Origin of the sequence: Undibacterium sp. Di26W (assembly GCF_049340265.1) — a bacterium.
GTDB lineage: Bacteria > Pseudomonadota > Gammaproteobacteria > Burkholderiales > Burkholderiaceae_D > Undibacterium.
In genome coordinates, this window is the sequence record NZ_JBMPOR010000001.1 from 76,079 (window position 1) to 102,243 (window position 26,165).

General features: G+C 51.7%; 24 protein-coding genes. 11 read left to right on the plus strand and 13 right to left on the minus strand.

Translation table 11 applies throughout. The features are described 5' to 3' along the window. The first annotated feature begins 156 nt into the window (after positions 1-156). Positions 157-2,043, plus strand: a complete 1,887-nt coding sequence (locus ACO0LM_RS00335; protein WP_423033223.1) for an MFS transporter — start codon at positions 157-159, stop codon at positions 2,041-2,043. 85 nt (positions 2,044-2,128) lie between these two features. On the opposite strand, the gene ACO0LM_RS00340 is transcribed toward ACO0LM_RS00335, so the two are convergent. The 10 genes from ACO0LM_RS00340 to bla form a co-directional block, all read right to left on the minus strand. Further along, entirely contained in the window at positions 2,129-3,841 is a 1,713-nt protein-coding gene (locus ACO0LM_RS00340; protein WP_423033225.1) for a PhoH family protein, read from the minus strand. Positions 3,842-3,957: 116 nt separating this feature from the next. Beyond that, positions 3,958-4,440, minus strand: coding sequence for a peroxiredoxin (locus ACO0LM_RS00345; RefSeq protein WP_423033228.1), 483 nt, complete (start codon positions 4,438-4,440; stop codon positions 3,958-3,960). 36 nt (positions 4,441-4,476) lie between these two features. Next, complete coding sequence (locus ACO0LM_RS00350) at positions 4,477-5,412, minus strand: polysaccharide deacetylase family protein (RefSeq protein ID WP_423033230.1); 936 nt, start codon at positions 5,410-5,412, stop codon at positions 4,477-4,479. Positions 5,413-5,423: 11 nt separating this feature from the next. Beyond that, entirely contained in the window at positions 5,424-6,464 is a 1,041-nt protein-coding gene (locus tag ACO0LM_RS00355) for a bifunctional UDP-4-keto-pentose/UDP-xylose synthase (protein WP_423033232.1), read from the minus strand. 57 nt (positions 6,465-6,521) lie between these two features. Next, positions 6,522-7,448 (minus strand): formyltransferase, encoded by a 927-nt coding sequence (locus tag ACO0LM_RS00360; RefSeq protein ID WP_423033234.1) that lies wholly within the window; start codon positions 7,446-7,448, stop codon positions 6,522-6,524. Positions 7,449-7,458: 10 nt separating this feature from the next. Continuing rightward, positions 7,459-8,424, minus strand: a complete 966-nt coding sequence (locus tag ACO0LM_RS00365) for a glycosyltransferase (RefSeq protein WP_422982013.1) — start codon at positions 8,422-8,424, stop codon at positions 7,459-7,461. 20 nt (positions 8,425-8,444) lie between these two features. Further along, positions 8,445-9,572, minus strand: a complete 1,128-nt coding sequence (locus ACO0LM_RS00370; protein ID WP_423033236.1) for a DegT/DnrJ/EryC1/StrS family aminotransferase — start codon at positions 9,570-9,572, stop codon at positions 8,445-8,447. Positions 9,573-9,656: 84 nt separating this feature from the next. Continuing rightward, entirely contained in the window at positions 9,657-11,348 is a 1,692-nt protein-coding gene (locus ACO0LM_RS00375) for a glycosyltransferase family 39 protein (RefSeq protein ID WP_423033238.1), read from the minus strand. Further along, positions 11,345-11,722: an Mth938-like domain-containing protein gene (locus ACO0LM_RS00380; RefSeq protein WP_423033240.1), complete on the minus strand. Its 378-nt coding sequence runs from the start codon at positions 11,720-11,722 to the stop codon at positions 11,345-11,347. The genes ACO0LM_RS00375 and ACO0LM_RS00380 overlap by 4 nt, the downstream gene beginning before the upstream one ends. Positions 11,723-11,819: 97 nt before the next feature. Beyond that, positions 11,820-12,707, minus strand: coding sequence for a class A beta-lactamase (gene bla / locus ACO0LM_RS00385; RefSeq protein WP_423033242.1), 888 nt, complete (start codon positions 12,705-12,707; stop codon positions 11,820-11,822). Positions 12,708-13,056: 349 nt separating this feature from the next. Between bla and ACO0LM_RS00390 the strand changes: the two genes are divergently transcribed. The 3 genes from ACO0LM_RS00390 (at position 13,057) to ACO0LM_RS00400 (ending at position 17,017) form a co-directional block, all read left to right on the plus strand. Further along, positions 13,057-14,286, plus strand: a complete 1,230-nt coding sequence (locus tag ACO0LM_RS00390; RefSeq protein WP_422982003.1) for a pyridoxal phosphate-dependent aminotransferase — start codon at positions 13,057-13,059, stop codon at positions 14,284-14,286. A 74-nt stretch (positions 14,287-14,360) separates the two neighbouring features. Beyond that, positions 14,361-15,671 carry a homoserine dehydrogenase gene (locus ACO0LM_RS00395; protein WP_422982000.1) on the plus strand — a complete coding sequence of 437 codons (1,311 nt, stop codon included), beginning with the start codon at positions 14,361-14,363 and terminating at the stop codon, positions 15,669-15,671. Positions 15,672-15,775: 104 nt separating this feature from the next. Beyond that, positions 15,776-17,017 carry an MFS transporter gene (locus ACO0LM_RS00400; protein WP_423033244.1) on the plus strand — a complete coding sequence of 414 codons (1,242 nt, stop codon included), beginning with the start codon at positions 15,776-15,778 and terminating at the stop codon, positions 17,015-17,017. 19 nt (positions 17,018-17,036) lie between these two features. Here the strand turns inward: ACO0LM_RS00400 and ACO0LM_RS00405 are convergent, their stop codons facing one another. Genes ACO0LM_RS00405 through ACO0LM_RS00415 form a run of 3 tightly spaced genes read right to left on the minus strand, consistent with a single transcriptional unit; the run spans position 17,037 to position 19,171 of the window. Continuing rightward, the gene (locus tag ACO0LM_RS00405; protein ID WP_423033246.1) at positions 17,037-17,783 is read right to left on the minus strand and encodes an NRDE family protein; all 747 of its coding nucleotides are present in this window, start codon (positions 17,781-17,783) and stop codon (positions 17,037-17,039) included. After that, positions 17,774-18,100 carry a DUF4936 family protein gene (locus tag ACO0LM_RS00410; RefSeq protein ID WP_423033248.1) on the minus strand — a complete coding sequence of 109 codons (327 nt, stop codon included), beginning with the start codon at positions 18,098-18,100 and terminating at the stop codon, positions 17,774-17,776. The genes ACO0LM_RS00405 and ACO0LM_RS00410 overlap by 10 nt, the downstream gene beginning before the upstream one ends. Before the next feature lie 30 nt (positions 18,101-18,130). After that, complete coding sequence (locus ACO0LM_RS00415; protein WP_423033250.1) at positions 18,131-19,171, minus strand: YgfZ/GcvT domain-containing protein; 1,041 nt, start codon at positions 19,169-19,171, stop codon at positions 18,131-18,133. A 141-nt stretch (positions 19,172-19,312) separates the two neighbouring features. Between ACO0LM_RS00415 and mltG the strand changes: the two genes are divergently transcribed. From mltG to ACO0LM_RS00450, 7 genes are all read left to right on the plus strand, one after another. Beyond that, on the plus strand, positions 19,313-20,299 hold the full coding sequence (mltG, locus tag ACO0LM_RS00420) for an endolytic transglycosylase MltG (protein ID WP_423033252.1): 987 nt from the start codon (positions 19,313-19,315) through the stop codon (positions 20,297-20,299). An 85-nt stretch (positions 20,300-20,384) separates the two neighbouring features. Next, entirely contained in the window at positions 20,385-21,041 is a 657-nt protein-coding gene (gene tmk, locus ACO0LM_RS00425) for a dTMP kinase (protein ID WP_422981988.1), read from the plus strand. Then, the gene (gene holB, locus ACO0LM_RS00430; RefSeq protein ID WP_423033254.1) at positions 21,038-22,072 is read left to right on the plus strand and encodes a DNA polymerase III subunit delta'; all 1,035 of its coding nucleotides are present in this window, start codon (positions 21,038-21,040) and stop codon (positions 22,070-22,072) included. The genes tmk and holB overlap by 4 nt, the downstream gene beginning before the upstream one ends. Positions 22,073-22,092: 20 nt before the next feature. Continuing rightward, on the plus strand, positions 22,093-22,482 hold the full coding sequence (locus ACO0LM_RS00435; RefSeq protein ID WP_423033256.1) for a PilZ domain-containing protein: 390 nt from the start codon (positions 22,093-22,095) through the stop codon (positions 22,480-22,482). A gap of 10 nt (positions 22,483-22,492) precedes the next feature. Then, positions 22,493-22,996, plus strand: coding sequence for a GNAT family N-acetyltransferase (locus ACO0LM_RS00440; protein ID WP_423033258.1), 504 nt, complete (start codon positions 22,493-22,495; stop codon positions 22,994-22,996). Positions 22,997-23,101: 105 nt separating this feature from the next. Then, positions 23,102-24,007 carry a 23S rRNA (adenine(2030)-N(6))-methyltransferase RlmJ gene (locus tag ACO0LM_RS00445; protein ID WP_423033260.1) on the plus strand — a complete coding sequence of 302 codons (906 nt, stop codon included), beginning with the start codon at positions 23,102-23,104 and terminating at the stop codon, positions 24,005-24,007. 458 nt (positions 24,008-24,465) lie between these two features. After that, positions 24,466-26,118, plus strand: coding sequence for a 3-(methylthio)propionyl-CoA ligase (locus ACO0LM_RS00450; RefSeq protein ID WP_423033262.1), 1,653 nt, complete (start codon positions 24,466-24,468; stop codon positions 26,116-26,118). The last annotated feature ends 47 nt before the right edge of the window (positions 26,119-26,165 follow it).

A 26,165-nucleotide genomic window follows, 5' to 3' on the forward strand; every position in this document is an offset into this window, starting at 1 on the left:
ATCTGAGGGTTTACGTAAATCGTTACAGCAAGGTGTAGCAACGAAGACAGTACGAATGGTACGAGTAGTACGAATGGTACGGGGAGGAGCTACAACGCAACTGGGGTGGTTTTGCGTAAGTCCTGAATTTTAACTTTTCGGTAACCGACATTATCCATGAGCCAACATAGCCAGTTCACTCTGCTGACACAGCGCCGCTTTGCGCCTTTCTTCTGGACGCAATTTCTTGGGGCATTCAATGACAACGTGTTTAAAACGGCTTTGCTTACCGTCCTGACCTATGATGCGCTGACCTGGACCGATATGGATATTGGCCTGCTGAACAATCTGATCCCCGGATTGTTCATCCTGCCATTCGTGCTGTTTTCCGCCACATCGGGGCAACTGGCCGACAAGTTTGAAAAAGGCAGGATGGCGCGGAATGTCAAATTGCTGGAAATTGTCATCATGCTCATCGCCGCCGCCGGCTGGATGACGCACAACTTGTGGTTGCTGATTGCGGCGGTAGCCGGCATGGGCATCCATTCCACGCTGTTTGGTCCGGTCAAGTATGCCTACTTGCCACAACATTTGAAAACCGATGAGCTGGTGGGCGGTAATGGCCTGATAGAAATGGGGACCTTTGTCGGCATCTTGCTGGGTGAAATTCTGGGAGCCTTGCTGGTAGTGCACAAACCCTGGGGTATAGAACTGGTTGCTGGCGGTGCGATTGTCATCGCCATCATGGGTTATTTGACCAGTTTGCGCATTCCTGATTCGCCTGCACCTGAACCTGAACTGGAAATCAACTGGAACCCGGCGACAGAAACCATCCGGAATATCAGCTTCAGCAAACAGAATCGCCCGGTATTCTTGTCGCTGCTGGGTAATTCGTGGTTCTGGTTTTATGGCGCTATCGTATTGGCGCAATTTCCCTTATATGCCAAAAATTACCTGCATGGTGACCATAGCGTTTTTGTGTTGTTGCTGACTATATTTTCTTTCGGTATCGGTGCCGGTTCTCTGTTATGCGAAAAATTGTCCGGCCATAAGGTGGAAATCGGCTTGGTACCATTCGGTGCCATAGGCTTGTCCGTATTCGGATTTGATTTGTATTTGTCCAGCGTCGCCTATACCAACACGGCAACGGTGACCATGCAGACCTTTCTGCAACAGACAGGCAGTCTGCATATTTTGTTCGATATCACGCTGATAGGTATTTTTGGTGGCCTGTATATCGTTCCCCTGTTTGCTCTGATACAGACACGTTGCGACCCTAAGCATTTATCCCGCACCATCGCCGGCATGAATATCCTGAATGCCATCTTCATGGTGGTGGCGTCACTGGCGGCGATGGTGATGTTGCAAAAAGGCTTCACGATCCCGCAAATCTTTATGGCTACCGCGATTCTGAACGCAATCGTCGCGGTGTATATATTCAGTCTGGTACCAGAATTCCTGATGCGTTTTATCGCTTGGCTGCTGATACACACGATATACAAGGTTAAAGGTGTCAATACTGACCGTTTACCGGATGAAGGTGCCGGCATACTGGTGTGTAACCATGTCAGTTATATGGATGCGATCGTGATCATGGCATCCAGCCCGCGTCCGGTTCGCTTTGTCATGGATCACCGTATTTTTAAAATTCCATTTTTGTCCTGGGTGTTCAGGACAGCGAAGGCAATTCCTATCGCTCCTGGCAAGGAAGACCCATGGCTGATGGAAAAAGCCTATATCGATGTGGCCCAGGCTTTGCACGAGGGTGAGCTGGTCTGTATTTTCCCGGAAGGCAAGCTGACAGCTACAGGCGAATTGAACGAATTTAAAGGTGGCGTCATGAAGATATTGGAACGTACGCCGGTTCCCGTCTACCCACTGGCCTTGCGCGGTTTGTGGGGCAGTTTCCTGTCGCGCGACAAAAGCAATCCTTTTGAACGTGCCTTCAGTCGTGGCCCGTTTTCCAAGCTTGAACTGGTCGTGGGTGAGGTGATGCAGCCGGCAGACATCACACCGCAGATCTTGCAGGAAAAGGTCAGTCAGTTGCGTGGTGAATGGAAGTAAAGGCAGTATTCATTCAGGTGAATCTCCAATAAAAAATGGCGCATATAATATATGCGCCATTTTTTATTACTGCAGAAAGAACGAATTACAAGATTTCGCTCGCGTGATCGGCGAGGCGGGAACGTTCGCCGCGCGCCAGTGTGACATGACCGCTATGCGCCCAGCCTTTGAAACGATCCACCACATAAGTCAGACCACTGGAGCCTTCGGTCAGATACGGTGTATCTATCTGTGCGATATTACCCAGGCAGATGATCTTGGTGCCGGGGCCGGCACGTGTCACCAGGGTCTTGACCTGTTTCGGCGTCAGATTTTGCGCTTCATCGATGATCAGGAACTTATTGACAAAGGTACGTCCACGCATGAAGTTCAGGGACTTGATCTTGATCTTCGAACGTATCAGGTCTTGCGTCGCTGCACGCCCCCAGTCACCGGCATCATTGTCTGACTTGTTGAGCACTTCCAGGTTGTCATCAAAGGCACCCATCCATGGCGACATTTTTTCTTCCTCTGTACCTGGCAGGAAACCAATGTCTTCGCCTACTGGCACCGTCACGCGAGTGACGATGATTTCATTATAGGTTTTGGTTTCCAGTACCTGCGCCAGGCCTGCTGCCAATGCCAGCAAGGTCTTGCCGGTACCGGCCTGACCCAGCAGGGTGACGAAATCGCATTCCGGATCCATCAACAGATTCAGTGCAAAATTCTGCTCGCGGTTACGTGAGGTAATGCCCCAGACACTGTGCTTGATATGACCATAATCACGCAAGGTCTGCAGCACGGCAGTTTTACCATTGATCTGCCTGACCTGACCGTAGAAAGAAGCTTCACCGTTCTTGGGTTCGAGATAGACAAACTGATTTACCAGCAGGGAAGGGATGACCGGCCCGGTGATGCGATAAAAAGTCGTGCTGAGACCATTGCGGTTTTCTTGCCAGGTTTCTATGCCTTTGCCATGCTTGTTCCAGAAGTCATCGGGCAATTGCACGATGCCGGAATACAACAGGTCAGAATCTTCCAGTACATGGTCATTGAAATAATCTTCTGCTGGCAAACCCATGGCACGCGCCTTGATGCGCATATTGATATCTTTCGATACCAGAACCACCGGACGGCCAGGCATGTCCTTTTCAAGCGCAGTGACGACACCCAGGATCTGGTTGTCAGCCTTGCCTTTAGGCAGGCCTACCGGCAATTCGCCGGATTGCAACTTGGTCTGGAAATACAACTTTCCTTTGGCGTCCTTGTTGCCCAATTTGGACAGCAAGATACCTTTTTCGATATCGTGGTGGTCAATATCACCTACCAGCGCATCCAGTGAACGGGATACCTGACGTGCATTGCGTGCTACTTCAGACATGCCTTTTTTATGATCATCCAGTTCTTCCAGCGTGATCATGGGCAGGTAGATGTCATGCTCTTCAAAGCGGAACAGGGATGAAGGATCATGCATGAGCACATTGGTATCCAGCACAAACAGCTTTTTGACACCGGATTTGTCCGCAGCACGGCTGGTGCCAGATTTCACGCGGGTGTCTGGCAACTTGCTCTTGGCAGCGGCTGGCGGTGCGGCTTTGACACTGATAACTGGTGCCGGTCTTTCTGCGACGGGTCTGGCTGCAGAAATAGGGGTAACTGTGTTTTTCTTTCTTTGAGGAACCTGGACAGCTTCTACAGCTTTGATTTTCTCTGGCGTTGCGGATTTTATTGTTTTGGCTGGTTTGCCTTTTTCTGCTTTGGGATAATCTTTAGGCGAAAGCAGTGCTGCTGGTTTGGTCGGCATTTTTGGCAATGGCATGAAAACCTCAATCAAAAAGTGAGAGCTGAAAAGTTAAAAGCCGCTAAGGACATACCAGCATTGCTGCTGGCACTGTCTTTCGCGGCTTTTATCAAGAGTAATTCTAGAGTGTTCAATTAAGTTTGGGCGCTCACAAATTCGAGTACTTCATCAACGTGTCCTGCTACTTTGACTCCACGCCATTCTTTCACTAATTTACCGTTGCCGTCAATCACAAATGTGCTGCGTTCGATGCCACGTACCTGTTTACCGTACATGTTTTTCATTTTCATGACGTTAAATAGGGTACATAAAGTCTCGTCCGGGTCGGAAATCAGGTCGAAGGGCAGAGCCAGTTTACTCTTGAAACCCTCGTGCGAGCGCAGGCTGTCGCGGCTGATACCAAGCACTTTGGTATTCGCCTGTTGCAATTGCGCATACAGATCACGAAAAGCAATGCTTTCTGTTGTGCAGCCAGGGGTGTTGTCTTTTGGGTAAAAATAAATGACGATCTTTTTACCCAGATAGTCAGTTAAATGAAACGTTTTGCCGCCTGTCATGGCAGCGGAAAATTCTGGTACCTGGCAATTTAGTGCAGAGGGGGTGTCAGCCACTGTCATCTCCTTGGTTAGGGGTGGAGAAATGTTGCTGACAGACTAGATCAGGGCGACCAATTCTCCGGAGCGACCTGGCAAGCTTGCCCACGATAACGGGCGTACTGGTAATTCACTATCCTTGATGGACTGATAATAGTCCGCCATGGAGATGCATCGATATCCCTGCTTGTGCCAGCCTGTCAGCAATTCCTCGAATATGGGGGCAAGTTTCTGTCCTTCAAGCTCTGCATGCAGAGTAAATACATGATCTTTTGGAATCGCTGTCAATTTAAGGATGTTGGCAGCGATATTTGACTCGGAAATGACCAGTCCGTTAATGTCGCGGCCCAACAACTCATCCAGGGTGGGCAGGGTAGTCGGCATCTGTATGCAGGCGCGCACTGCACCATCGGTTTGCAAGCGATAGGGGCCAGCTGTCGGGTCTTGCAGGCTGCCATCGTCCTTCAGCATGGCCCGGCCATCGGACGCATACTGCATGCCGAACTGGTCGAGTTGGGCAAAGGCGTGCGGATTCATTTGCCAGCCGGCTGCACCGTGGGTTTTGGGTGTGTCGCCAAAAATCTGCTGGAAGCGTTGATGTGCCTGCTGCATCTGGTCTCGCGTCCAGTCCAGGCCGCGCTGGCGTACATTGTCTTGCCAGACGACATGATCCCAGGTGTGAATACCGCATTCGAACCCGGCATCGCGCACTGCCTGCATTTCTGTTGTGCAACTACCTATGTCCGGTGCCGGCAGTAATACGCCATACATCAGGGTTTTCAAGCCATAGTGCTCAAGTACTGAGGTACGCGATACCTTTTGAAAAAAACCAGGACGGAAAGCGCGGCGCAGGGCCCAGCCGGTGTGGTCTTTTCCCAGTGAGAACAGGAAAGTCGCGCCAGCCTGGTGTTTTTTCAGCAGGCGTACCAGATTGGGTACGCCTTCCCGGGTGCCACGAAAGGTATCGACGTCGATCTTGAGAACGATGGTAGGCATGTAATCCCGGTTTAGTCCATCAAGGCGCGTGCTTCGGCTACCTGACTGCGGTAGGCGTCGAAAATATTGCGCATGGTGTCGGGCATGGTCGTGACCGGTTTCCAGCCCAATTCTTCGCAGGTATTGGTGATTTTAGGCACGCGGTTCTGTACGTCTTGATAACCCTTGCCGTAGTAGGCAGCAGAAGTGGTTTCAGTCAGGGAGACTTTTTTCGCAGTTTCTGCATATTCAGGATACTCGGCCGCCAGATCCAGCATCATGTGCGCCAGTTCGCGGATGGAGAAATTATTGATCGGGTTACCGATGTTGTAGATTTTGCCAGTAGCGATGCCATTTTTATTGTCGATAATCCGCATCAGGGCGTTGATGCCGTCGTCGATATACGTGAAAGCACGTTTTTGCGCGCCGCCATCGACCAGGGAAATGTTTTCACCGCGAACGATATGACCAAAGAATTGCGTCACGACGCGTGAGCTGCCTTCTTTCGGTGTATGGATATTGTCCAGGCCGGCACCGATCCAGTTAAATGGGCGGAACAGAGTGAAGTTCAGGCCTTCCATGCCATAACCCCAGATCACGCGATCCATCAACTGCTTGGCGCAGGAATAAATCCAGCGTGGTTTGTTGATCGGGCCGCAGATCAGTTCAGATTCTTCCGGATCAAATTCTTCGTCATGGCACATGCCATAGACTTCGGACGTGGATGGGAACACCAGATGCTTGCCATACTTGGCAGCAGAACGCACGATAGGCAGGTTGGCTTCAAAATCCAGCTCAAACACGCGCAGTGGCTGTTTTACGTAAGTGGACGGTGTGGCAATCGCTACCAGTGGCAGGATGACATCACATTTCTTGACATGGTATTCCACCCATTCTTTATTGATGGTGATGTCACCTTCAAAGAAATGCATGCGTGGATGATTGATCATGTCGCCCAAACGCTCGGTTTGCATGTCCATGCCATACACTTCCCAATCTGTGGTTTCCAGGATGCGCTTGGACAGATGGTGACCGATAAAACCGTTCACGCCGAGAATAAGGACTTTTTTCATAGTGAGTTCTTCTTAAGTAAATGTTGCTTGTCAGTTCAGAATTTGCAATTACTGCACTTATGCTGCCAGTGATAAATGGGCTGCCAGTTCCTGTGCCGTAACGACTTTGCCATTCATTAACAATTCAATAATGTGCAATGCGCAACCATCGCCGCACACGCCAAGGACGACATTATCCACCACATGTAAGCCTGTCGGCAAATTTGCCGCATCGCCATGGAATAATCGTGCCTTTCCTATCACAAATCGCTGGCCAGCCTGATCGGTAAATGCACCAGGATAGGGCGGGGCGACTGCGCGATGCAGGTTGTAGACTTGCTGGGCGGTTTGCTGCCAGTTAATGCGGCCATCTTCCGGCTTGCGGCCACCAAAATAGCTGCCGACTGACAAATCATTCGGCAAGGCCTTGAAACTTCCCGCCACCAGGTCAGGCAGCGCATTCCACAGGCATTGTTCGGCGGCGACGGTCAGCTTGCCAAATACTTCATATGCCGTGTCGTCCGGCAAAATCGGGACAGCAGTCTGGGCAATAATGGCACCAGCATCCGGTTTCAATGCCATTTCATGCAGTGTGGCACCGGTTTCGGTTTCACCATGCAGTACTGCCCAGTTGACTGGCACACGTCCACGGTATTTAGGTAACAGTGAGCCATGCAGATTGTAGGCACCGCGTTTGGCCAGTGCCAGCAGATCCAGCGGCAGCATGTGGCGGTAATAAAAGCTGAAGATGAAATCCGGGGCGATGTCGGCCAATTGCGCCTTTAGTTCAGGTGCTTTGGGGTCATCCGGGGTAATGCAGGGTATGCCTTGCTGGCGGCATAAATCTGCAACCGATTCAAACCAGATGGTTTCTGCCGGGTTGTCCTGGTGGCTGACTACCAGTTTGATCTGTATGCCGCGTGCCAGCAAAGTCTTGATGCAGCGCACGCCGACATTGTGATAGGCGAACACTACTGCGCTGGCAGGGGAAAGGGATGCAGTCATGGTGCCGGCCTCAGTTCGCGTCAGGCAAATCGGGGCTGGATTGCTCCAGTATGGTCTGCACCACATAGCGCGGACGGCCACGTACCTGCTGATAGATGCGACCAACGTATTCACCCAGCAAGCCGATGCCAAACAGAATCACACCCATCATGAAAAAGGCAATGGCAAACAGGGTGAACAAGCCTTCTGCTTCGGCCCCAAGCACAAAGCGGCGTATCAGCAATAGCAATACCAGCCCGCCCGACAGGGCTGACAAGACCATCCCCAGCATGGAAAACCATTGCAGCGGCATGATGGAAAAGCCGGTCATCAAATCAAAGTTGAGGCGTATCAGGCTGTAAATCGAATATTTTGATTCGCCGGCAGAGCGCTCTTCATGTTCAACGATGATTTCGGTAGGCTTGCGGGCGAAGGTATACGCCAGCGCAGGGACGAAGGTATTCACTTCGCTGCACTGGTTGATCAGGTTGATGACATTGCGACCATAGGCGCGCAACATATTGCCCTGATCGGTAATCTTGATGCGGGTGATTTTCTCGCGGAAGCGGTTCATGGCCTTGGACGCATAGGTACGCCAGGCCGAATCCTGGCGTTTGCGCCGTATGGAGCCAACATAGTCATAGCCTTCGCGCATTTTATCAACCAGCGCACCGATTTCTTCTGGCGGGTTTTGCAAATCTGCATCCAGCGTCACCACGATCTCGCCACGCGTTGCTTCAAAGCCGGCCAAAATCGCCATATGCTGGCCATAATTACCATTGAACAGCACCACCCGTGTTACATCAGGGCGCAGGCGATACTGGTCTGCCAGCAGGGCAGGCGTGTTGTCACGGCTGCCATCATTGATGAATACCACCTCATAGGTGATACCGCGTGCGGCAAGATTGTCTAGCGCCGGATACAGCCTGGCAAACAGCTTGGACAGGCCAGCTTCTTCGTTGTAGACGGGAATGACGACAGAGAGTTCGGGTTTCATTGGTATTGTTTTGACCGATTTCAAAGAAGGCAGGATTTTACCGCAGACACGACTCTTTCGACATCTTCTGTATTCATTGCTGGAAATAATGGCAAAGTAACAATCTGTTTTCCTATACGTTCAGCGATAGGGAACATGCCATCGGTAAAGCCGCGTTGACGGTACATGCTGAACAGGTGGATGGCACGATAGTGATAACCCAGGCCAATCTGCTGGTCCAGCATTTGTTGCATGAAATGGGCGCGATTCACGCTTTCCGGCAATACAACATGAAACATATGCCAGTTGCTGTTTTCAAAATCGGCGATGGGTAGTTCTGCGCCTGTTGTTTGTTCGAAGTCGCTACCGAAGCAGGTGAAGTAATGTTTTGCTAATGCTGCGCGCTTGGCATTGAATTCTGCCAGATGCTTCATTTGCCCCAGGCCTATGGCGGCGGCGATATCGGTCATATTGTATTTGCCACCCAGCACATCGACATCTATGCCGTCCAGGCCACTGCGGGTCACGCCCTGCAGGCGATATTTTTCTGCCTGGCGTGCTTCTTCTGCATTGTTCAAGACCAGGCAACCGCCTTCGCCGGTCATGATGTTTTTGTTGACCTGGAAACTGAACGAGGCAAAATCACCAAAAGAACCGATGCGCTTGCCTTTCCAGCTTGAACCTATGGCCTGTGCCGCATCTTCAATCACGCGCAATTTATATTTGTCGGCAATGGCATACAGTTTGTCCATGTCGCAGGGCAGGCCGCACATGTGGACCGGGATGATGGCCTTGGTGCGCGGGGTGATGGCCGCTTCGAGTTTGTCCAGATCGATATTATGCGTTTTCGCATCAATGTCGGCAAACACTGGGGTAGCCCCGGTTTCGATGATGACATTGGCGGTCGCCACCCAAGAATTAGGGGTGGTGATGACTTCATCACCTGCGCCTATACCCGCGATACGCAACGCGATTTCCATGGTGCAGGTGCCTGAATTAAAGGTGCGTACGGGGCGGCCACCGAAATATTCAGACAGTTGTTCTTCCAGTGCCTTGACCTTGGGGCCGCTGGTCAACCAGCCAGAACGCAGTACCTCTGCGACAGCAGCGATGGTTTCTTCATCGATGCTGGGTTTGGTAAAAGGCAGAAATGTGGACGCTTCACTCATGGTGATCCTCTCTATGCTATGCGTAAAAGATATGATTCTTTTGGAATGTTGGATGCAGCCAATGCTTGTTCATTGGCGTTAAATTTATTTGGGTTTTACCAGATTGGCAACGATGATACGTCGAGGATCCTGGCCTATGACCCGCATGGGGAAGCTGGTGCTCCTTAACTCTTCATAGATATCAGTACGTAATATCGCTACCGCAGGTTCGCCTTTGTCTTGATGGGATTGCCATTGCTGGATGAAATCCTCACGCTTGGGTATCCATAATTGCTTTTCTTGCTTTAGTCCGAATTCCATTTCGTCAGGAAATTCAACCAGTATTGTGGTGCGTTGCAGGTAAAACGGTAAAGCCTGTTCATAGCGGCCCACTGCATACAATGGCGTGGCAGGGTCTTTCAGTTCGGCCTGCATGGCTGGTAAATGGGCTGTGCCTGCGATGTATTTACCCCATGGATCATGCCCCAGGAAGGCGATCTGGCCAAGCAAGAAGCCGGCGCAAGCGATGGTGATGATAGCCCAGTCTTTTCCTGCCTCACCTCTGCGCAACAGTAAGCAGGCCCAGACACCACCAAAAATGGCGATCGAAAATGCGGCCACCAGCCACGGTACGTAAGCGTGATACAGCGGGATGTCATAGGCTTGCTTTACCGGATCGAGATTGCCCAGGAAGTAAGCAAGAGCGCCAAGGCCAGCGATACCGACCAGTATCAAAAGCGCCGCGCTGATTTTCACTGATTTATTGCCTGCGGCCTCGATATGGACTGCGATCAACAATGCCAGGGCAGGAAAAATAGGCAGGATATAACCCGGCAATTTGGAGCCGGATATGCTGAAAAAGAAAAACAGGAACGCCGACCAGATCAGCAGCATTTTGCGTGGCTGGAATTGTCCGGCAGCTTCACCCAGACCAGTCTTCAAGCCTTGCAACAACATGCCTATCCACGGAATAATGCCCAGAATCAGCAGGGGAATGAAGTAATGCCAGGCACCACCACGCTTGTGCACATTACTGGTAAAGCGATCAAAATGTTCGTGGATGAAAAAGAATTGCGGATGTTCCGGGTTTTTCAGCGCAATCAAAATAAACCATGGGGCCGTGACAGCGAAGAACAGCACCAGGCCCTTGCCCATATGCAGGCGCGTCCATAAACCCAGGTCACGCGTCCATATCGTATACAGAACCAGCACGGCACCAGGCAGCACAAAGCCAATCAAGCCCTTGGACATGGTTGCCAGCGCCATGCCCAGCCAGCACACCAGCATGGCGTTTCTTCCCGTTGCGCTGTCTTTGCTGGCGTTTTGCGCGACCAGCAGGCCGCACAGGCTTAAAGTCATCATGCCCGACAAGCCCATGTCGAGGGAATTGACATGACCCATGCCAGCCCAGTAAAAACTGGATCCCAGTACCAGCGCAGCGCTGATGCCGATGCGACGGCTGAACACCTTGCTGCCGGTGTAGGCGACTGCAGCCACGCCCAGTAGCCCGCACAGACCTGTCCACAGACGTGCCTGCCAGTCGCCCAGACCGAACAGGGCGAAGGTCAGGGCATTCATCCAGTTTTGTAGCGGCGGCTTTTCAAAATACTTGATGCCATTCAGGCGCAAGGTGATCCAGTCGCCGGTGGCAAGCATTTCACGTGCCATTTCCGCATAACGACCTTCATCGGTAGGCACCAGGGTACGCGACCCCAGCATATACAGCCAGACCGCCAGGAAGGCGAGGGCAATAGCCCACAGGGTGCGCGGTGAATCGTACGGGGATTGATGCTTCATGCAGTTTCCATAATCAGGGCGAGGGCAACTTTGCGGCCTTCGGCCATGAGGATGTTATAGGTCCTGCAGGCGGCCTGATTGTCCATGCATTCCACCCCTATGCGTTTGGCGGCCAGTGTGGCGGTCAATTTGGGGTGGATAAAGCGCTGGCGGTTGCCAGTACCGAGTATCACTACGTCTGGCTCGGTCGCTTCGATTTGGGCAAAATCGGTGGGGTTCAACTGATCAAAGCTCTGCGCTGACCATGCCTGGGGCTTGCTTTCGGGCAGTACAATCAGGCTGTAGTTATAGCTGATCGCATTGATTTCCACACTGGCTTTGTCGTAAGCAGTGATGGTCTGGTATTGCTGAGTGGCGGTGGAATGCAACTTCATCTATATGGCTCTATAGGTTTCGGGCTGAATGAGAGGCGCATTGTAACGTTTTTTGTGTCGTTTCATGCGATGGGCCGTGCTGGCTCGGTTTGCACACTTATTTGCCAGCCCACGCATCCCAACCGACGCGGGTGATCTTGGCTATGGTCAAATCCCTGGATCGATGGGGGGCTGAGCTGTCTGTTAAAAAAACCACCACGGCCATATGATTACCATTGGGTAAAGTGACTATCCCAACATCGTTATGGGCTGCGGTAAAGCCGTTGCGGACGCCGGATGTGCCGGTCTTGTGGGCAACCAGGGTTTCTGGCGGCAATAAACCCTTGATGCGCTCGGCGCCGCGATCGGTTTCCTGCATCCATTTCATCAGTAATTCACGGTTTTTTGAGCTCAGTCCCTTGCCTTGCTGGAAAACCTGCAAGAGCTTGATCATGGCTTTCGGTGTGGCGGAATTGCGGTACTGTAGTGTCCAGTTCTTGCCCATTTCCTTTTCTGTATCCATCACCTTGATGTCTTGGATACCCAGTTGTTCCAGATATTGCATGACAGCCGCAGGGCCACCCAGCAGGCGCAGCAAGACATCACTGGCGGTGCCGTCACTATCGACAATGGCATGGCGCATTAGTTTCCTTAAAGGAATGTTGATGTTTCCTTGTGGATACTCGTCGCGAATCGGGCTGTGTTGGCCATCGCCAACCAGGTCTTCCGGCGTGACCAGCACTTTTTGCTCGAATTTGAGTTTGTGCTGATCTACTGCCGCCAGGGCAGCCATGACGATGGGGAATTTATACACACTTTGCATAGGTGCCGCCGCATCCGGGAAAATCCACAGGCTTTGTCCGGTTTCCAACACCAGCAGGCTGGCACACAGCTTGCCACCGCTATCCATGGCGATAGCTTCCAGCACATTTTGCGCGGCCGCCATGCCATGGCCAGCCAGCGACAGGCTGATGGACATCATCAGGGAAGTAAACAATTTTTTCATGGACATGGTCTTTTTATTCAAGCAATACTGTAAAGATAGACAAGTAGCTTACACTTTTGTTCTTGGTTTTGTTTTGCCCATCTTTGCATGGTAACTATGGTGTATTAACAGATTGCGCATTAATGCAATATTAATTTCGCAACGATTACGAAGTTATCATTGATAAAAACCGGCGCTTTGTGCAGAATGGAACGTTCGGCAGTGCAGCATTTTCTGTATTGCGGCTTAATCAGGATAGATGCGGGTGGATTCCAATCATTCAATGTCACGCGGTGTCACGCAGCGTGACGCCATGTGAGCCTGGAACAACTTGCTGGAAGTCCTGTGAATATTATCAAGGATTGCAGCGGTGCGACCCATACAAAAATCACAAAAATTAGCAGACGTTTGTTATGACATCCGTGGCCCTGTCATGGAAAAAGCCAAGCAGATGGAGGACGAGGGACATAAGATCATCAAGCTGAACATAGGCAATCTGGCCGTCTTCAACTTTGATCCGCCTGACGAAATCGTGCAGGATATGATACGCAATATGCAGAATGCCGCCGGGTATACCGACTCCAAAGGCATGTTTGCCCCGCGTAAATCCATCATGCATTACACCCAGGAAAAACATATCCGTGGTGTGACCATCGAAGATATTTACATCGGCAATGGTGCCTCTGAACTCATCGTCATGGGCATGAATGCCTTGCTCAACAGCGGCGATGAAGTGCTGGTACCGGCCCCTGATTATCCCTTGTGGACAGCCGCAGTCAGCCTGTCGGGTGGCAAACCTGTGCATTATATCTGCGATGAATCGGCTGACTGGATGCCGGACATTGATGACATCAAGAGCAAGATCACGCCGAACACCCGTGCCATCGTGGTCATCAACCCGAACAATCCTACCGGTGCGCTGTACCCGGTAGAAATCTTGCAGCAGATTGTCGATGTCGCACGCCAGCACCAACTGATCGTCTTTGCCGATGAAATTTACGACAAGACCCTGTATGACGGCGAAGAACATACATCGATCGCGTCGCTGGCGGATGACGTGCTGTTTTTGACCCTGAACGGCCTGTCGAAAAATTACCGCTCTTGCGGTTACCGCGCTGGCTGGATGGTGGTATCTGGTGAAAAGCGCCATGCAAAAGATTATATCGAAGGCCTGACCATGCTGGCCTCGATGCGTTTGTGTGCCAATGCCCCCGGTCAGTTTGCGATTCAGACTGCCCTTGGTGGCTACCAGAGTATCAATGACCTGGTAGGTCCTGGCGGGCGGTTGTTGAAACAGCGCGACCTGGCCCACAAGCTGTTAACAAGTATTCCTGGTGTAAGCTGCGTCAAACCCAAGGCTGCACTGTATATGTTTCCAAAACTGGATCCCTTGATGTACCCGATCAAGGATGACCAGGAATTTATCCACGAACTGCTGACCGAGCAGCGCGTGTTACTGGTACAGGGAACGGGATTCAACTGGATCAATCCCGACCATTTCCGTGTTGTGTTCTTACCCAACACGGATGATCTGACTGAAGCTTTCGGACGTATTGCGCATTTCCTTGAAGGATATCGACGACGTCACGGCACCAATTAATGGGATAGGTGCAAAACAGTTGTCAAGGTTTTGCCCAAGTCCTGATTAACATCCATTTATTGTTTAGAAATCATATGAAACCCATCAAAGTAGGCCTGTTAGGCATAGGCACCGTCGGCTCCGGCACTTTCAACGTTTTGAAGCGTAATCAGTTAGAGATTACGCGTCGCGCAGGTCGCTCGATTGAGATTGCCATGGTGGCAGACCTGAATGTTGAGCGGGCACGCGAATTGACCAATGGCGAATGCGAAGTGGTAAGCGACGCCAACCTGGTTGTCACCAATCCGGATATCGATATCGTCATCGAACTGATAGGTGGCTATGGCATTGCCAAAGACCTGGTATTGAAAGCTATCGCCAATGGCAAGCACGTGGTTACCGCCAACAAGGCTTTGCTGGCGACTCACGGCAATGAAATTTTCAAGGCAGCACAAGAAAAATCTGTCATGGTGGCGTTTGAAGCAGCGGTCGCTGGCGGCATTCCCATCATCAAGGCTTTGCGCGAAGGCCTGACCGCCAATCGCATACAGTGGATCGCCGGTATCATTAACGGCACCACCAACTTCATCCTGTCTGAAATGCGGGACAAGGGCCTGGACTTTGCCACTGTACTGAAACAGGCGCAAGAACTGGGCTATGCCGAAGCTGACCCTACCTTTGATATCGAAGGGGTGGATGCAGCACACAAGGCGACCATCATGGCATCGATCGCCTATGGTATCCCGATGCAGTTTGACAAAGCCCATATCGAAGGTATCACCAAGCTGCAAGCCAGTGATATCCGTTACGCTGAAGAACTCGGTTATCGCATCAAATTGTTGGGCATCAGCAAACGTACTGACGCCGGCATCGAACTGCGCGTGCATCCTACGCTGATTCCGGAAAAACGCCTGATTGCCAATGTCGAAGGTGCAATGAATGCCGTCCTGGTGCAGGGCGATGCGGTCGGTGCCACCCTGTATTACGGTAAAGGTGCAGGTTCTGAACCAACGGCATCGGCGGTGATTGCCGATCTGGTGGATATCACCCGCCTGGCTACGGCAGACCCGGAACATCGGGTTCCTTACCTGGCATTCCAGCCGCATTCCCTCAGTGATTTGCCAGTGTTGCCGATGGCAGAGATTGTTACCAGCTATTACCTGCGCATGCATGTTGCGGACAAGCCGGGTGTCTTGGCCGATGTCACGCGCATCCTGGCTGACTTGACGATTTCTATCGACGCCATGCTGCAAAAAGAACCGGCAGAAGGCGAAACCCAGACCGACATCATCATCTTGACGCATCAGACCAAAGAGAAAAATATCGTTGCAGCGATAGAAAAAATCGAGAAGCTTGATACGATCTTTGGTGCCGTCACCAAATTGCGTCTGGAAGAGTTGAGCTGATAGTTACTAGTGGCCACGCAAGACATGGCCGTCAATTGCATTCTGCCAAAACGGCGTGACCATGAAATAATGGTCACGCCGTTTTCTTTTCCAGACTGGATGACATGAAAAATCTTTCGCTGTTCCATTTGCTGGCCTATGCCTTGTTTGGTTTCCCGCTGGCGATGGTGGCACTGCCTATTTATGTCTACGTCCCGCAATTTTATGCCGACCGTTTTGGCATGTCCCTGACTATGATAGGAACAGCCTTGCTGCTGACCCGGGTAATGGATGCTTTCATTGATCCGTATATCGGCAAGCTGATAGACCGCCGTCCGCATGGACGTGGTTTTGCCCCGTATATTGTGGTGGCATTGCCTTTGCTGATACTGGGTTTTATTGGTCTGTTTCATCCGCCGCCTGTTATTCAGCGTCTGGCCTTTGGCTGGTTTTTCCTGACCCTGATCGTCGTTTATTTTGGTTTTAGCATTGCCAGCATTGCACATCAAAGCTGGGGTGCCGCATTGACCCAGGAGTCAGGACAAAGGGTCAGACTGACCGCGTTGCGCGAAGCTTTCGGCTTGTGTGGTGTCATTGTCACTGCCTTGATCACGCAATTCGCCAATGTCAGTATGCTGGCAGCAGTGTTGACACTGGCCTTGCTGGCGACAGGCTGGCTGTTGACCAAAAAGACACCTGTCATAACCAGAAGCCAGACGGCAGCGCACAGTGCACTGACACTGCGGGAATTATTTGCGGACCGCAGTTTTCGTGCATTATTTTCGGTTTTCGTGGTGAACGGCATTGCCGCCGCGATACCGGCAACCCTGTTTTTATTCTTTACCAGAGACAGATTGCAGATCGTGCATTTATCCGGCATCCTGCTTTTACTGTATTTTCTGGCGGCGGCCCTGTCCATGCCGCTGTGGGCTTATCTGGCAAAAAAGCAGGGGGAGGTCAGGACGTGGTTGATGGCCATGCTATTGTCCATCGTCAGTTTCATGGGTGTGGTTGGCCTGGGCGCGGGTGACAGCCTGGCATTTTCAGTCATCTGTATTTTTTCTGGTATGAGCCTGGGGGCTGACCTGGCCTTGCCACCTGCCATCCTGGCAGGTGTGATCCACGCGGCAGGCCATAGTGAAAAGAACGAAGCCAGTTATTTTGGTGTGTGGAACTGGGCTACAAAAATGAATCTCGCCCTTGCTGCCGGGCTGTCTTTGCCCTTGCTGGAATTCCTGGGTTATGTCCCAGGCATCAGCACCCAAACTGGCTTGCAGGCATTGACCGTCGCTTATGCAGTGTTACCCTGCATGTTGAAGCTGATTGCCGCCGTCCTGCTGTGGCGTGCGCCCTTGCGAACGGTCTGAAGCTGCACGCCAGATGGTATCAGCGCAGCAGTTTCTCATGAAATTCTGCCGGGTAGTCCTTGTGGACCTTCAGCACGGTCGTGACCCTGGTGCCATAGTCAGGTGACACGATGCAGGGCGATGACAATAATCTTTCCATCTCAAACGAAACACCGGTATCCGGCAGGCGGCAGTCAGGTGCAGGTGTGGTGTTGGCCAATACTTCAAAATAGGCATCTACCGGCGCACGCTGACAAATCATGCTGGCAAATTCTGCCTTGGTCCTGACAACTTTTGGCCAGGGCGTATCCAGCGCAGCATTGGAAATGCCGTAAATGCCGGGCGGCAGTGGCTGGCCATTGCGGACATCATCCTGATGGCGATTTGAAAACCAGATCAAATCTTCCTGGTCACCCAGCACCAGGTTGAAGCCGTTATAGTCAGCTACCTCGTCACGGATGCTGGCGATATAGTCCCTGGCATTGAGCGCGCTATTCAGGTAATTGGCGACCAGCTCACCACGCGACGGCGCGTCTTCGCGACGTTCGCCAGGGGCGCGGATATTGGTGATGGCGGCAAATTTGGTGGTCAGGCTGTCCGCGCCGTTCTGGCTGGTGATACCCATCCAGGTGCCGCCCGACTGCAGATCACGGCCTGCAAAAATATGGGGATTGTCTTCCCACCATCTCGCAGCGGCAGCGGGGCGTTCATAAAATTCATCGCGATTACCGGCAAAAATCAGCGGCGTGCAAGGTATCAGCTTCCAGGCGAAAACAATCAGGCACATAAGCTCACGTCCATAAAATATTCCATGTGTCGTTCACCCTGCAGCAATTCGGATAAACGGGTCTGGGCATAGGCCTGTGCCAGTTGCTGTTCAAAATCAGGGCTGACCTGACGATGGATTTCCATCCAGGTGTGCAGGCCATCTTGTGCAGAGGGCCGTCTTTGCACGCCATGGGCAAGCCCGGATTGTTGCTGCATATGGGACTGCAACAGTTGCTCCTGAAGGATGACTTCAGTTTCCTGGCTGCTCATGGTTTTAAAATAGATATAACAATCCATATCGGCGGTCTTTATCGTTTTTGCTGTCGCATGCTTCATGGATGCAGTCAGTGTGGTCAGTGTTGTTAGTTATTGCGTAATGTCCAAAATTTCATAAGGCAAGGGTAGCAATGCAATCTCTGTGCCAGTAGCAGAAGTCAGGTGCAGCTTGCCTTCTTGCTGATCACTCAATTTCATTTCTACCAATGCCAGACTGCTGCCTGCCTGCTCTTGTTCGGCGTTGACCACCATGCCACAAGGCTGGCTGGTATCATCGCTGTGGAAAATTTCCGTGCCCGGCAACACCTGCTCAGCGGCTATCCTGGCCAGGCCCATGCGGCGCTTCAACTTGCCCAGATACTGGCTGCGTGCCACAATTTCCTGCCCGGGATAACATCCTTTTTTAAAGTTAACGCCACCTATTAATTCAAAGTTGACCATTTGCGGAACAAATTGCTCTTGCGTGCTTTGCAGGATGGTCGCAATGCCGGCCTGGATATCGGTCAGACGCCAAGCTGCCGTGTTCACGATCTGCAACTGGCTGCTGAGCGTGGCCCAGGCTTGCTGCGCCAATTCCGGCGAAGTGATCCATTGAAAACGCGCATGCTGTTCAGCATCAGGCAAACGCAACAGGCTGCCCGCTGCATTCGTGACCTGCGTATTGACGGCGGCAGGTAGCTGGGGAAACCAGTTTTGCAACACAGCGGCAGCGGCGGCGCCACCAAGACCAAGCACGATTTGTTCGGGATTGATATCCAGCAGTTTGGCTTTGGCTCTCAATATAAACATTTGCAGGCGTTTTTGCAGGGCAGGCTGCAGAGGGCGGGATAGCTGCAAGACAATGCCTTGCTGGTTTTTCCAGTACAGGAAGCTGGCTTGCATGCGGCCTTTGGGGGTGCAATAGGCAGCGCGACGCACATCCGTAGCATTCAGGTGTTCAACGTCATTACTTAATTGATTGTGCAGAAAGCTGGCCGCATCCTCGCCGGTGGCCAGAATCAGGCCCAGATCTGTCAAAGGGGCGACAAAACCGGTTTGCAAGGCATGGGATTGCCAGTGAGGCGCAAATCCCCGGGTATCGCCGTTTTCAATAACGCCACCTTGGCTGGACAAAAACTCTTCCCATGTCATATCAATATACTCACTCTTCTTTGCTTATTCGCTTATTGTCCGCACTGGCTTTACAATACCGCCTGCACCTGTTCAGGCGAATTATAGTAGCGTCCGCCAAATTGCGTCAGAACACACTCAATTTCTAAATAAGCTGCCTGCATGGGATTCATAAAAAAACTTTTTTTCTTGCTGATACTGCTGGCATGCGCTGCCGGCTACGGATTTTATTCCTGGATGCAGCAAGCCCTGTTTGAGAACGGGCCGACGATAGAATTTGCGATCAAACCGGGTAGCAGTGTGCGCGCTTCTGCACGTCAGATCCGGGATGCCGGTGTGCCGGTGAATCCCATCTTGCTGGAAGCGCTGGCCCGCGTTTTGGGTAAAGCCAACAAGATGAAGGCCGGATCATATGAGATCGAAGCGGGCAAGACCCCGCAGGATTTGCTGAATAAAATCGTCAATGGCGAATTTTCCATGGCCAGTCTGGCGGTCATCGAAGGCTGGACCTTCCAGCAGATGCGCAAGCTGGTCGATGCCCATCCTTCGATCAAGCATGAGACTGTGGGCTTGAGCGAAGCCGAACTGATGCGCAAGATCAGCCCCGAATTCAGTCAGGCGGAAGGTTTGTTTTTTCCTGATACTTACCGGTTTGCCAAAGGCAGCTCGGATGTGCAGCTATATCAGCAGGCGCATACGCAGTTGTTGAAGAAACTCGATGAGGCCTGGAAGAAGCGTCAATCTGATTTACCATATAAAAACCGCTACGAAGCGCTGACCATGGCCTCTATCATAGAAAAAGAGACAGGCCAAAAGTCGGAGCGTAATATGATCGCTGCAGTTTTCATCAACCGCTTGCGAACTGGCATGCTGTTGCAGACGGACCCTACGGTCATTTATGGCATGGGTGAGCGTTACCAGGGCAAAATCTTTAAACGTGATTTGTTGACGGACACCCCCTATAACACGTATACCCGTGCCGGTTTGCCACCCACCCCGATTGCCTTGCCGGGAATGGAGTCGCTGGCAGCCGCATTTAACCCGGCCAGGAGTGATGCCTTATACTTTGTCGCACGTGGCAATGGTACCAGCCAGTTTTCAAATAATCTGGATGAGCATAACCGGGCCGTGAATAAATATCAGCGTTGAAGTACCAGCGTTGAAGTACCAGCGTTGAAATGCCAACGTTGAAACACCGGCGTTGAAGTATCAATGCCAGATAACTATCAGAAATATGCAGAGCAAGAACCAAACAGGAAAATTCATTACCTTTGAAGGCATAGACGGTGCCGGCAAATCGACGCATATCGCCTATGTCGCCGGGCGTCTGCAGGAAAAGCTGCAAGAGCGTGGCATAAAAGTCATTTGCAGCCGCGAGCCCGGCGGCACACCCCTGGGTGAAACTCTGCGCGAACTGCTGTTGCAACACAAGATGCATCTGGAAACCGAAGCGCTGTTGATGTTCGCCGTAAGACGTGAACACCTGGCGCAATTGATACAACCAGCGCTGGAACGTGGTGACTGGGTGATTTCTGACCGCTTTACTGACGCCACCTTTGCCTATCAGGGCGGTGGCAGGAAATTGCCCCTGGATAAATTGAATGCACTGGAACAGTGGGTGCATCCCGATTTGCAACCAGATCTAACCCTGTTGTTTGATGTACCATTGGAGGTCGCCAGGGCGCGCCTTGACGCCACCCGCGACCTGGACAAGTTTGAACAGGAAAAAGCAGATTTCTTTGCCGCTACCCGACAGGAATACCTGCGTCGTGCGGCAGAATTTCCGCAACGCTTCAGAATAATCGATTCGACCCGAAGCATTGCTGACATCCGTCTGCAACTTGATCAATTGATGGATGCGTTGCTGGATAGCGCTCGGTTGACATCATGACCCACCCACTTTACAGCTGGCAGCAAGATGCCTGGCAGCAGTTGCAGGCTCTGGGCCAGCGTCTGCCGCATGCCTTTCTGTTGCATGGCCCGCAAGGCATAGGCAAGACCGTATTTGCTGAACATCTGGCGCAATCACTGTTATGTGAAAATCCGGGCGAGGGCGGTCACGCCTGCCAGCAATGCGGTTCCTGCGGCTGGTTTTCACAATACAGCCACCCTGATTATCGCCGCGTGCGACCAGAATTGCTGGACGAAGATGAAGCCCAGTCTGGCGAGGCAGAAGCAGAACCGGTCAGCAAATCGGCCAAAGCCAGCAAGGCACCATCGAAAGAGATCGTCATCAATCAGATTCGCGCCTTGTCGGATTTCATGAATATATCCACGCATCGCAGTGGCAGGCGGGTGATTGTGCTGTATCCGGCAGAGGCGCTGAATGTGCCGGCGGCCAATGCCTTGTTGAAATCGCTGGAAGAGCCGAATCCGAATACCGTGTTTATCCTGATATCAAACAGCATAGACCGTTTGTTACCGACGATACTGTCGCGCTGCCATAAATTTCCGCTGGGCTTGCCCGATCCAGCCATTGCCCTGCAATGGTTGCAACAGCAAGGTGTAAGGGAAGCCGATGTGTGGCTGGCGCAGCAGGGCGGGGCACCGTTAGCTGCCTTTGAGATGGCGCAATCGGATTTGCGTGCGGATCTGGATGAGTTTTTGGGGTATCTGAGCAAGCCAAGTACAGAACTTAGCCTCAGGGCCGCCGATAAAATGCAGAAAATGGACATGCCGGTCGTCGTTGGATGGCTACAGCGTTGGCTGTACGATATATTTTCCTATAAACAAAGTGGCAGAATCCGGTATCATCCTCGCTATGAAAAGGAGTTGCGCGCCTTGTCATTGCAGGCGGATGAAGCTGTTTTGCAGAAACTCATCAAGAATTGTAATGAAAGACAGGCCATTGCCAGCCACCCTTTATCTGCCAAATTATTTTTGGAAGATATGTTGCTGGAATACTCGGCAGTATTTGATTAAAGCATCGCGAAAGCCAGAAAATGTCAGATTTACCAGCAGATCCCAGTGTTCCGCTCAGTGCACCTTCACCCAATCGTCCTTCAGTGCTGTCTTTGGCCATCAAGGAAAAGGCAGCCCTGTTCGCTGCTTATATGCCATTCTTGAAAAATGGCGGGATTTTCGTTCCTACCAATAAAACCTATCGCCTGGGCGAAGAGATTTACCTGATTTTGACGTTGCTTGATGACCCGAGCAAATATCCTATCGCTGGCAAAGTGGCGTGGATTACGCCAGCCGGAGCTGGTAACAACAAGTCGCAAGGCATAGGCGTGCATTTTCCGGATGATGAAAGTGGTACCCGCATACGGCTGCGTGTGGAAGAACTGCTTGGCGCAGCGATACGTTCGTCCAGAGCGACCCATACCCTTTGAGTCTGAGCAGATGTCGCAAGCATTTACACACCGTCTGGCATGCTTTGAAGACTTGCCGCAAATCGTTGCCATTTATAATTCCACAGTAGCCTCGCGTGAGGTCACTGCCGATACCGAACCGGTCAGTGTTGAATCCCGGCATGCCTGGTTTCATGATCATCACCCTGAATCGCGCCCGCTCTGGGTCTGCGAGCAGGATGGGCAGGTCGTAGGCTGGCTGTCGTTTTCCAACTTTTACGGCAGGCCGGCTTATTCAGGTACTGCCGAATTGTCGATTTACCTGCATGAAGCAGCCAGAGGGAAAGGGCTGGGGCGATATTTTTTAAGCCAGGCCATCGCCTTTGCACCTTCCATTCATGTGCATACCTTGCTTGGTTTTATATTCGGTCATAATGTACCCAGCCTGAAATTATTCGCTGCATTTGACTTTGAAACCTGGGCCAATATGCCACGCGTCGCCACACTGGATGGCATAGAGTGCGATTTAATCATTCTTGGCAAGCGTGTAGCCTGAGCCTGTCTGTATCGTCCACACGGCTCCAGAAACTTCTGCTTGTTGTCATTTAGGAATGACTTGCGATGCAAGTCATTGTTTCTTATTTTTTAAAGGTTTTTCAATATGCTCAGCTATCGTCACGGCTTTCATGCTGGCAATCATGCCGATGTACTTAAACATTTTGTCTTGATCCAGTTACTGGAATACATGGGGCAAAAAGACACGGCCTATACGTATATCGACACCCATGCGGGGGCTGGCCTGTATTCACTGGACAGCGGCTATGCCAGCAAGAATGCAGAATTTGAAACCGGTATCGCCCCCTTGTGGGACAGGAAAGACCTGCCCGAAGCGATGGCTTCCTACATGAAGCTGATCAAGGACCTGAACCCCAGTGGCAAGATGCGCTATTACCCGGGGTCGCCGTATTGCGCCAATAGCATCATGCGCGAGCAGGATCGTTTGCGCCTGTTCGAATTGCACCCCAGCGAAATCAAGATACTCGCAGAAAATTTCCGCAAGCTTGATGCCCATGCTGCCGAGCAGGGCAGGCGTCCAACCGTGCGCGGCAAGCGTGTGATCATTTCTGCCGGTGACGGTTATGAAAGCATGAAGGCCTTGTTGCCACCACCGTCACGTCGCGGCCTGGTGCTGATCGACCCGCCCTACGAAGTCAAGGATGACTACCGCCGCGTCAAGGTGTGCCTGGAGGATGCACTGAAGCGTTTCCCTACAGGTACGTTTGCCGTCTGGTATCCAGTATTGCAAAGACAGGAGTCACGCAGCCTGCCCGAAAAACTCAAACGCCTGCAGGCGAATAGCTGGCTCAACGTGACACTGTCCATCAGCGGTCCATCACCAGACGGTTTTGGCTTGCACAGCAGTGGCATGTTCATCCTCAATCCACCGTGGACCCTGGTTGCTACGCTGAAGGAAGTCATGCCCTACCTGGTCAGCGTACTGGGCAGGGATGGCAGCGCCAGCTTTGTGCTGGAGTCCGGTGACGGACCAGTGTTAAGCAAGCGCTAAGAACCTGTTTACGATCTTACTGCGCGGGCGCAATCGTAGTCCACGCGGGGCTCATGCGCTGCTCAAAATGCTCATGGTCTTAAGACCATTCCGCTTTCTGCGCGGCTCTTCACCCCGCTGACGCTCGCTCGCTACAGATCGTAACCACGTTCTAAAAGAAATAGATGCTAAATTAAGTACGGTGGAAGCGGGCAAAAAACGACAGGCAAAAGAGTAAAACTCGCTTTTGCGATACAAGTCCAAATTCATGATTGTTGCGATGCGGGAGATAGATTCTTCCGCATTTTTGTTATGGAGAACGAGAAACCGGAAACTCATGGAGAGGCCTGGTTGTGCATTGCAAAAGAAATACTGATTGACGAATTAGTACGGTCGTACAAAAATCGGTAAAGAATAAAATTCAACCTAACAGGTGATCAGCAAAGCAATCCATAACGTCGCATCTTTCAGGAGAACAAATGTCGTCTTACCCGATGAGCCCTTTGATGGGGCAAATGATGAGCAAGCCCATGCTTATTTCCAGCCTTATCGAGCATGCAGATCGTTATTTCGGAAAAAACGAAATCGTTTCCCGTCGCGTTGAAGGTGATATCCATCGCTATAACTACACCGAGTGTCACAAGCGCGCCAAAAAACTGGCGAACGCGTTTGCCGGCATGGGTGTCAAAATGGGTGACCGTATTGCCACCCTGGCCTGGAATGGCTACCGCCACCTGGAAGCCTATTACGCCGTATCTGGCTCGGGTGCTGTCCTGCATACCATCAATCCGCGCTTGCATCCCGAACAGATTGCCTACATCGCCAATCATGCCGAAGACCAGTATCTGCTGTTCGACATGACTTTCTTGCCCATCGTGCAGGCTATCGTCGGCCATTGTCCCGGCATCAAGGGCTACATCATGATGTGTGACCGTGACAAACTGCCGGCGGACAGCAAAATACCTAATCTGATGGCGTATGAAGATGTCATCGACGCCAATAGCGATGATTTTACCTGGCCAATATTTGACGAAAATTCTGCTTCCAGCCTGTGCTATACCTCGGGCACCACGGGTAACCCAAAGGGGGCACTGTATTCACATCGTTCCACCATCCTGCATTCTTATGCTTCTTCATTGCCTGACGGCTTGAACGTCTCTGCGCGTGACTCCATCTTGCCGGTCGTGCCGATGTTCCATGTGAATGCCTGGGGCTTGCCCTATTCTGCGCCGCTGAATGGCTCTAAACTGGTATTCCCCGGCCCGCATCTGGATGGCAAATCCCTGTATGAATTGTTTGAGCAGGAAAAAGTGACGTTCTCGGCTGGTGTGCCAACGGTGTGGCTGGGTCTGCTGACTTACGTGGCACAAAACAAGCTGCAGTTTTCCAGTTTCAAGCGTACGGTGATCGGCGGTTCAGCCTGCCCGCCAGCGATGATGAAAACCCTGCGCCATACCTATGGTGTGGAAGTGGTACATGCCTGGGGGATGACAGAGATGTCGCCATTGGGCACGGCGGGCACGCTGATGGCCAAGCACACAGATCTGGGTGAAGACGAAAAACAGTCCATACTGGAAAAGCAGGGACACATATTGTACGGCGTTGACATGAAAATCGTGGACGACGCTGGCAAGGAATTGCCATGGGATGGTAAAACCTATGGCAATTTGCTGGTCAAGGGACAATGGATTATTGACCATTATTATAAAAACGAAGGTGGTGACGTACTTGAAGATGGCTGGTTCCCAACCGGTGACGTGGCAACCATAGATGGTGATGGCTACATGCAGATCACTGACCGCAGCAAGGACGTAATCAAGTCTGGCGGAGAATGGATAGGCACGATAGACCTGGAAAATGTGGCGGTGTCACATCCTGCAATTTTGCAGGCAGCATGCATAGGTGTGTTCCATCCCAAATGGGATGAGCGTCCATTGTTGCTGGCAGTGAAAAAGCCGGGAGCGGAAGTCAGCAAAGAAGAGCTATTGCAATATTTTGATGGCAAGGTCGCAAAATGGTGGTTGCCGGATGATGTGGTATTTATCGACAGCCTGCCTTTGGGCGCGACCGGCAAAATTTTGAAAAATAAACTCAGGGAGCAATTCAAGGAATATAAACTACCAACTGCATAGGAAGTGGCAGGCTGTACGTGGTTCTTTGAACTCTGTTGCGGCCTGTG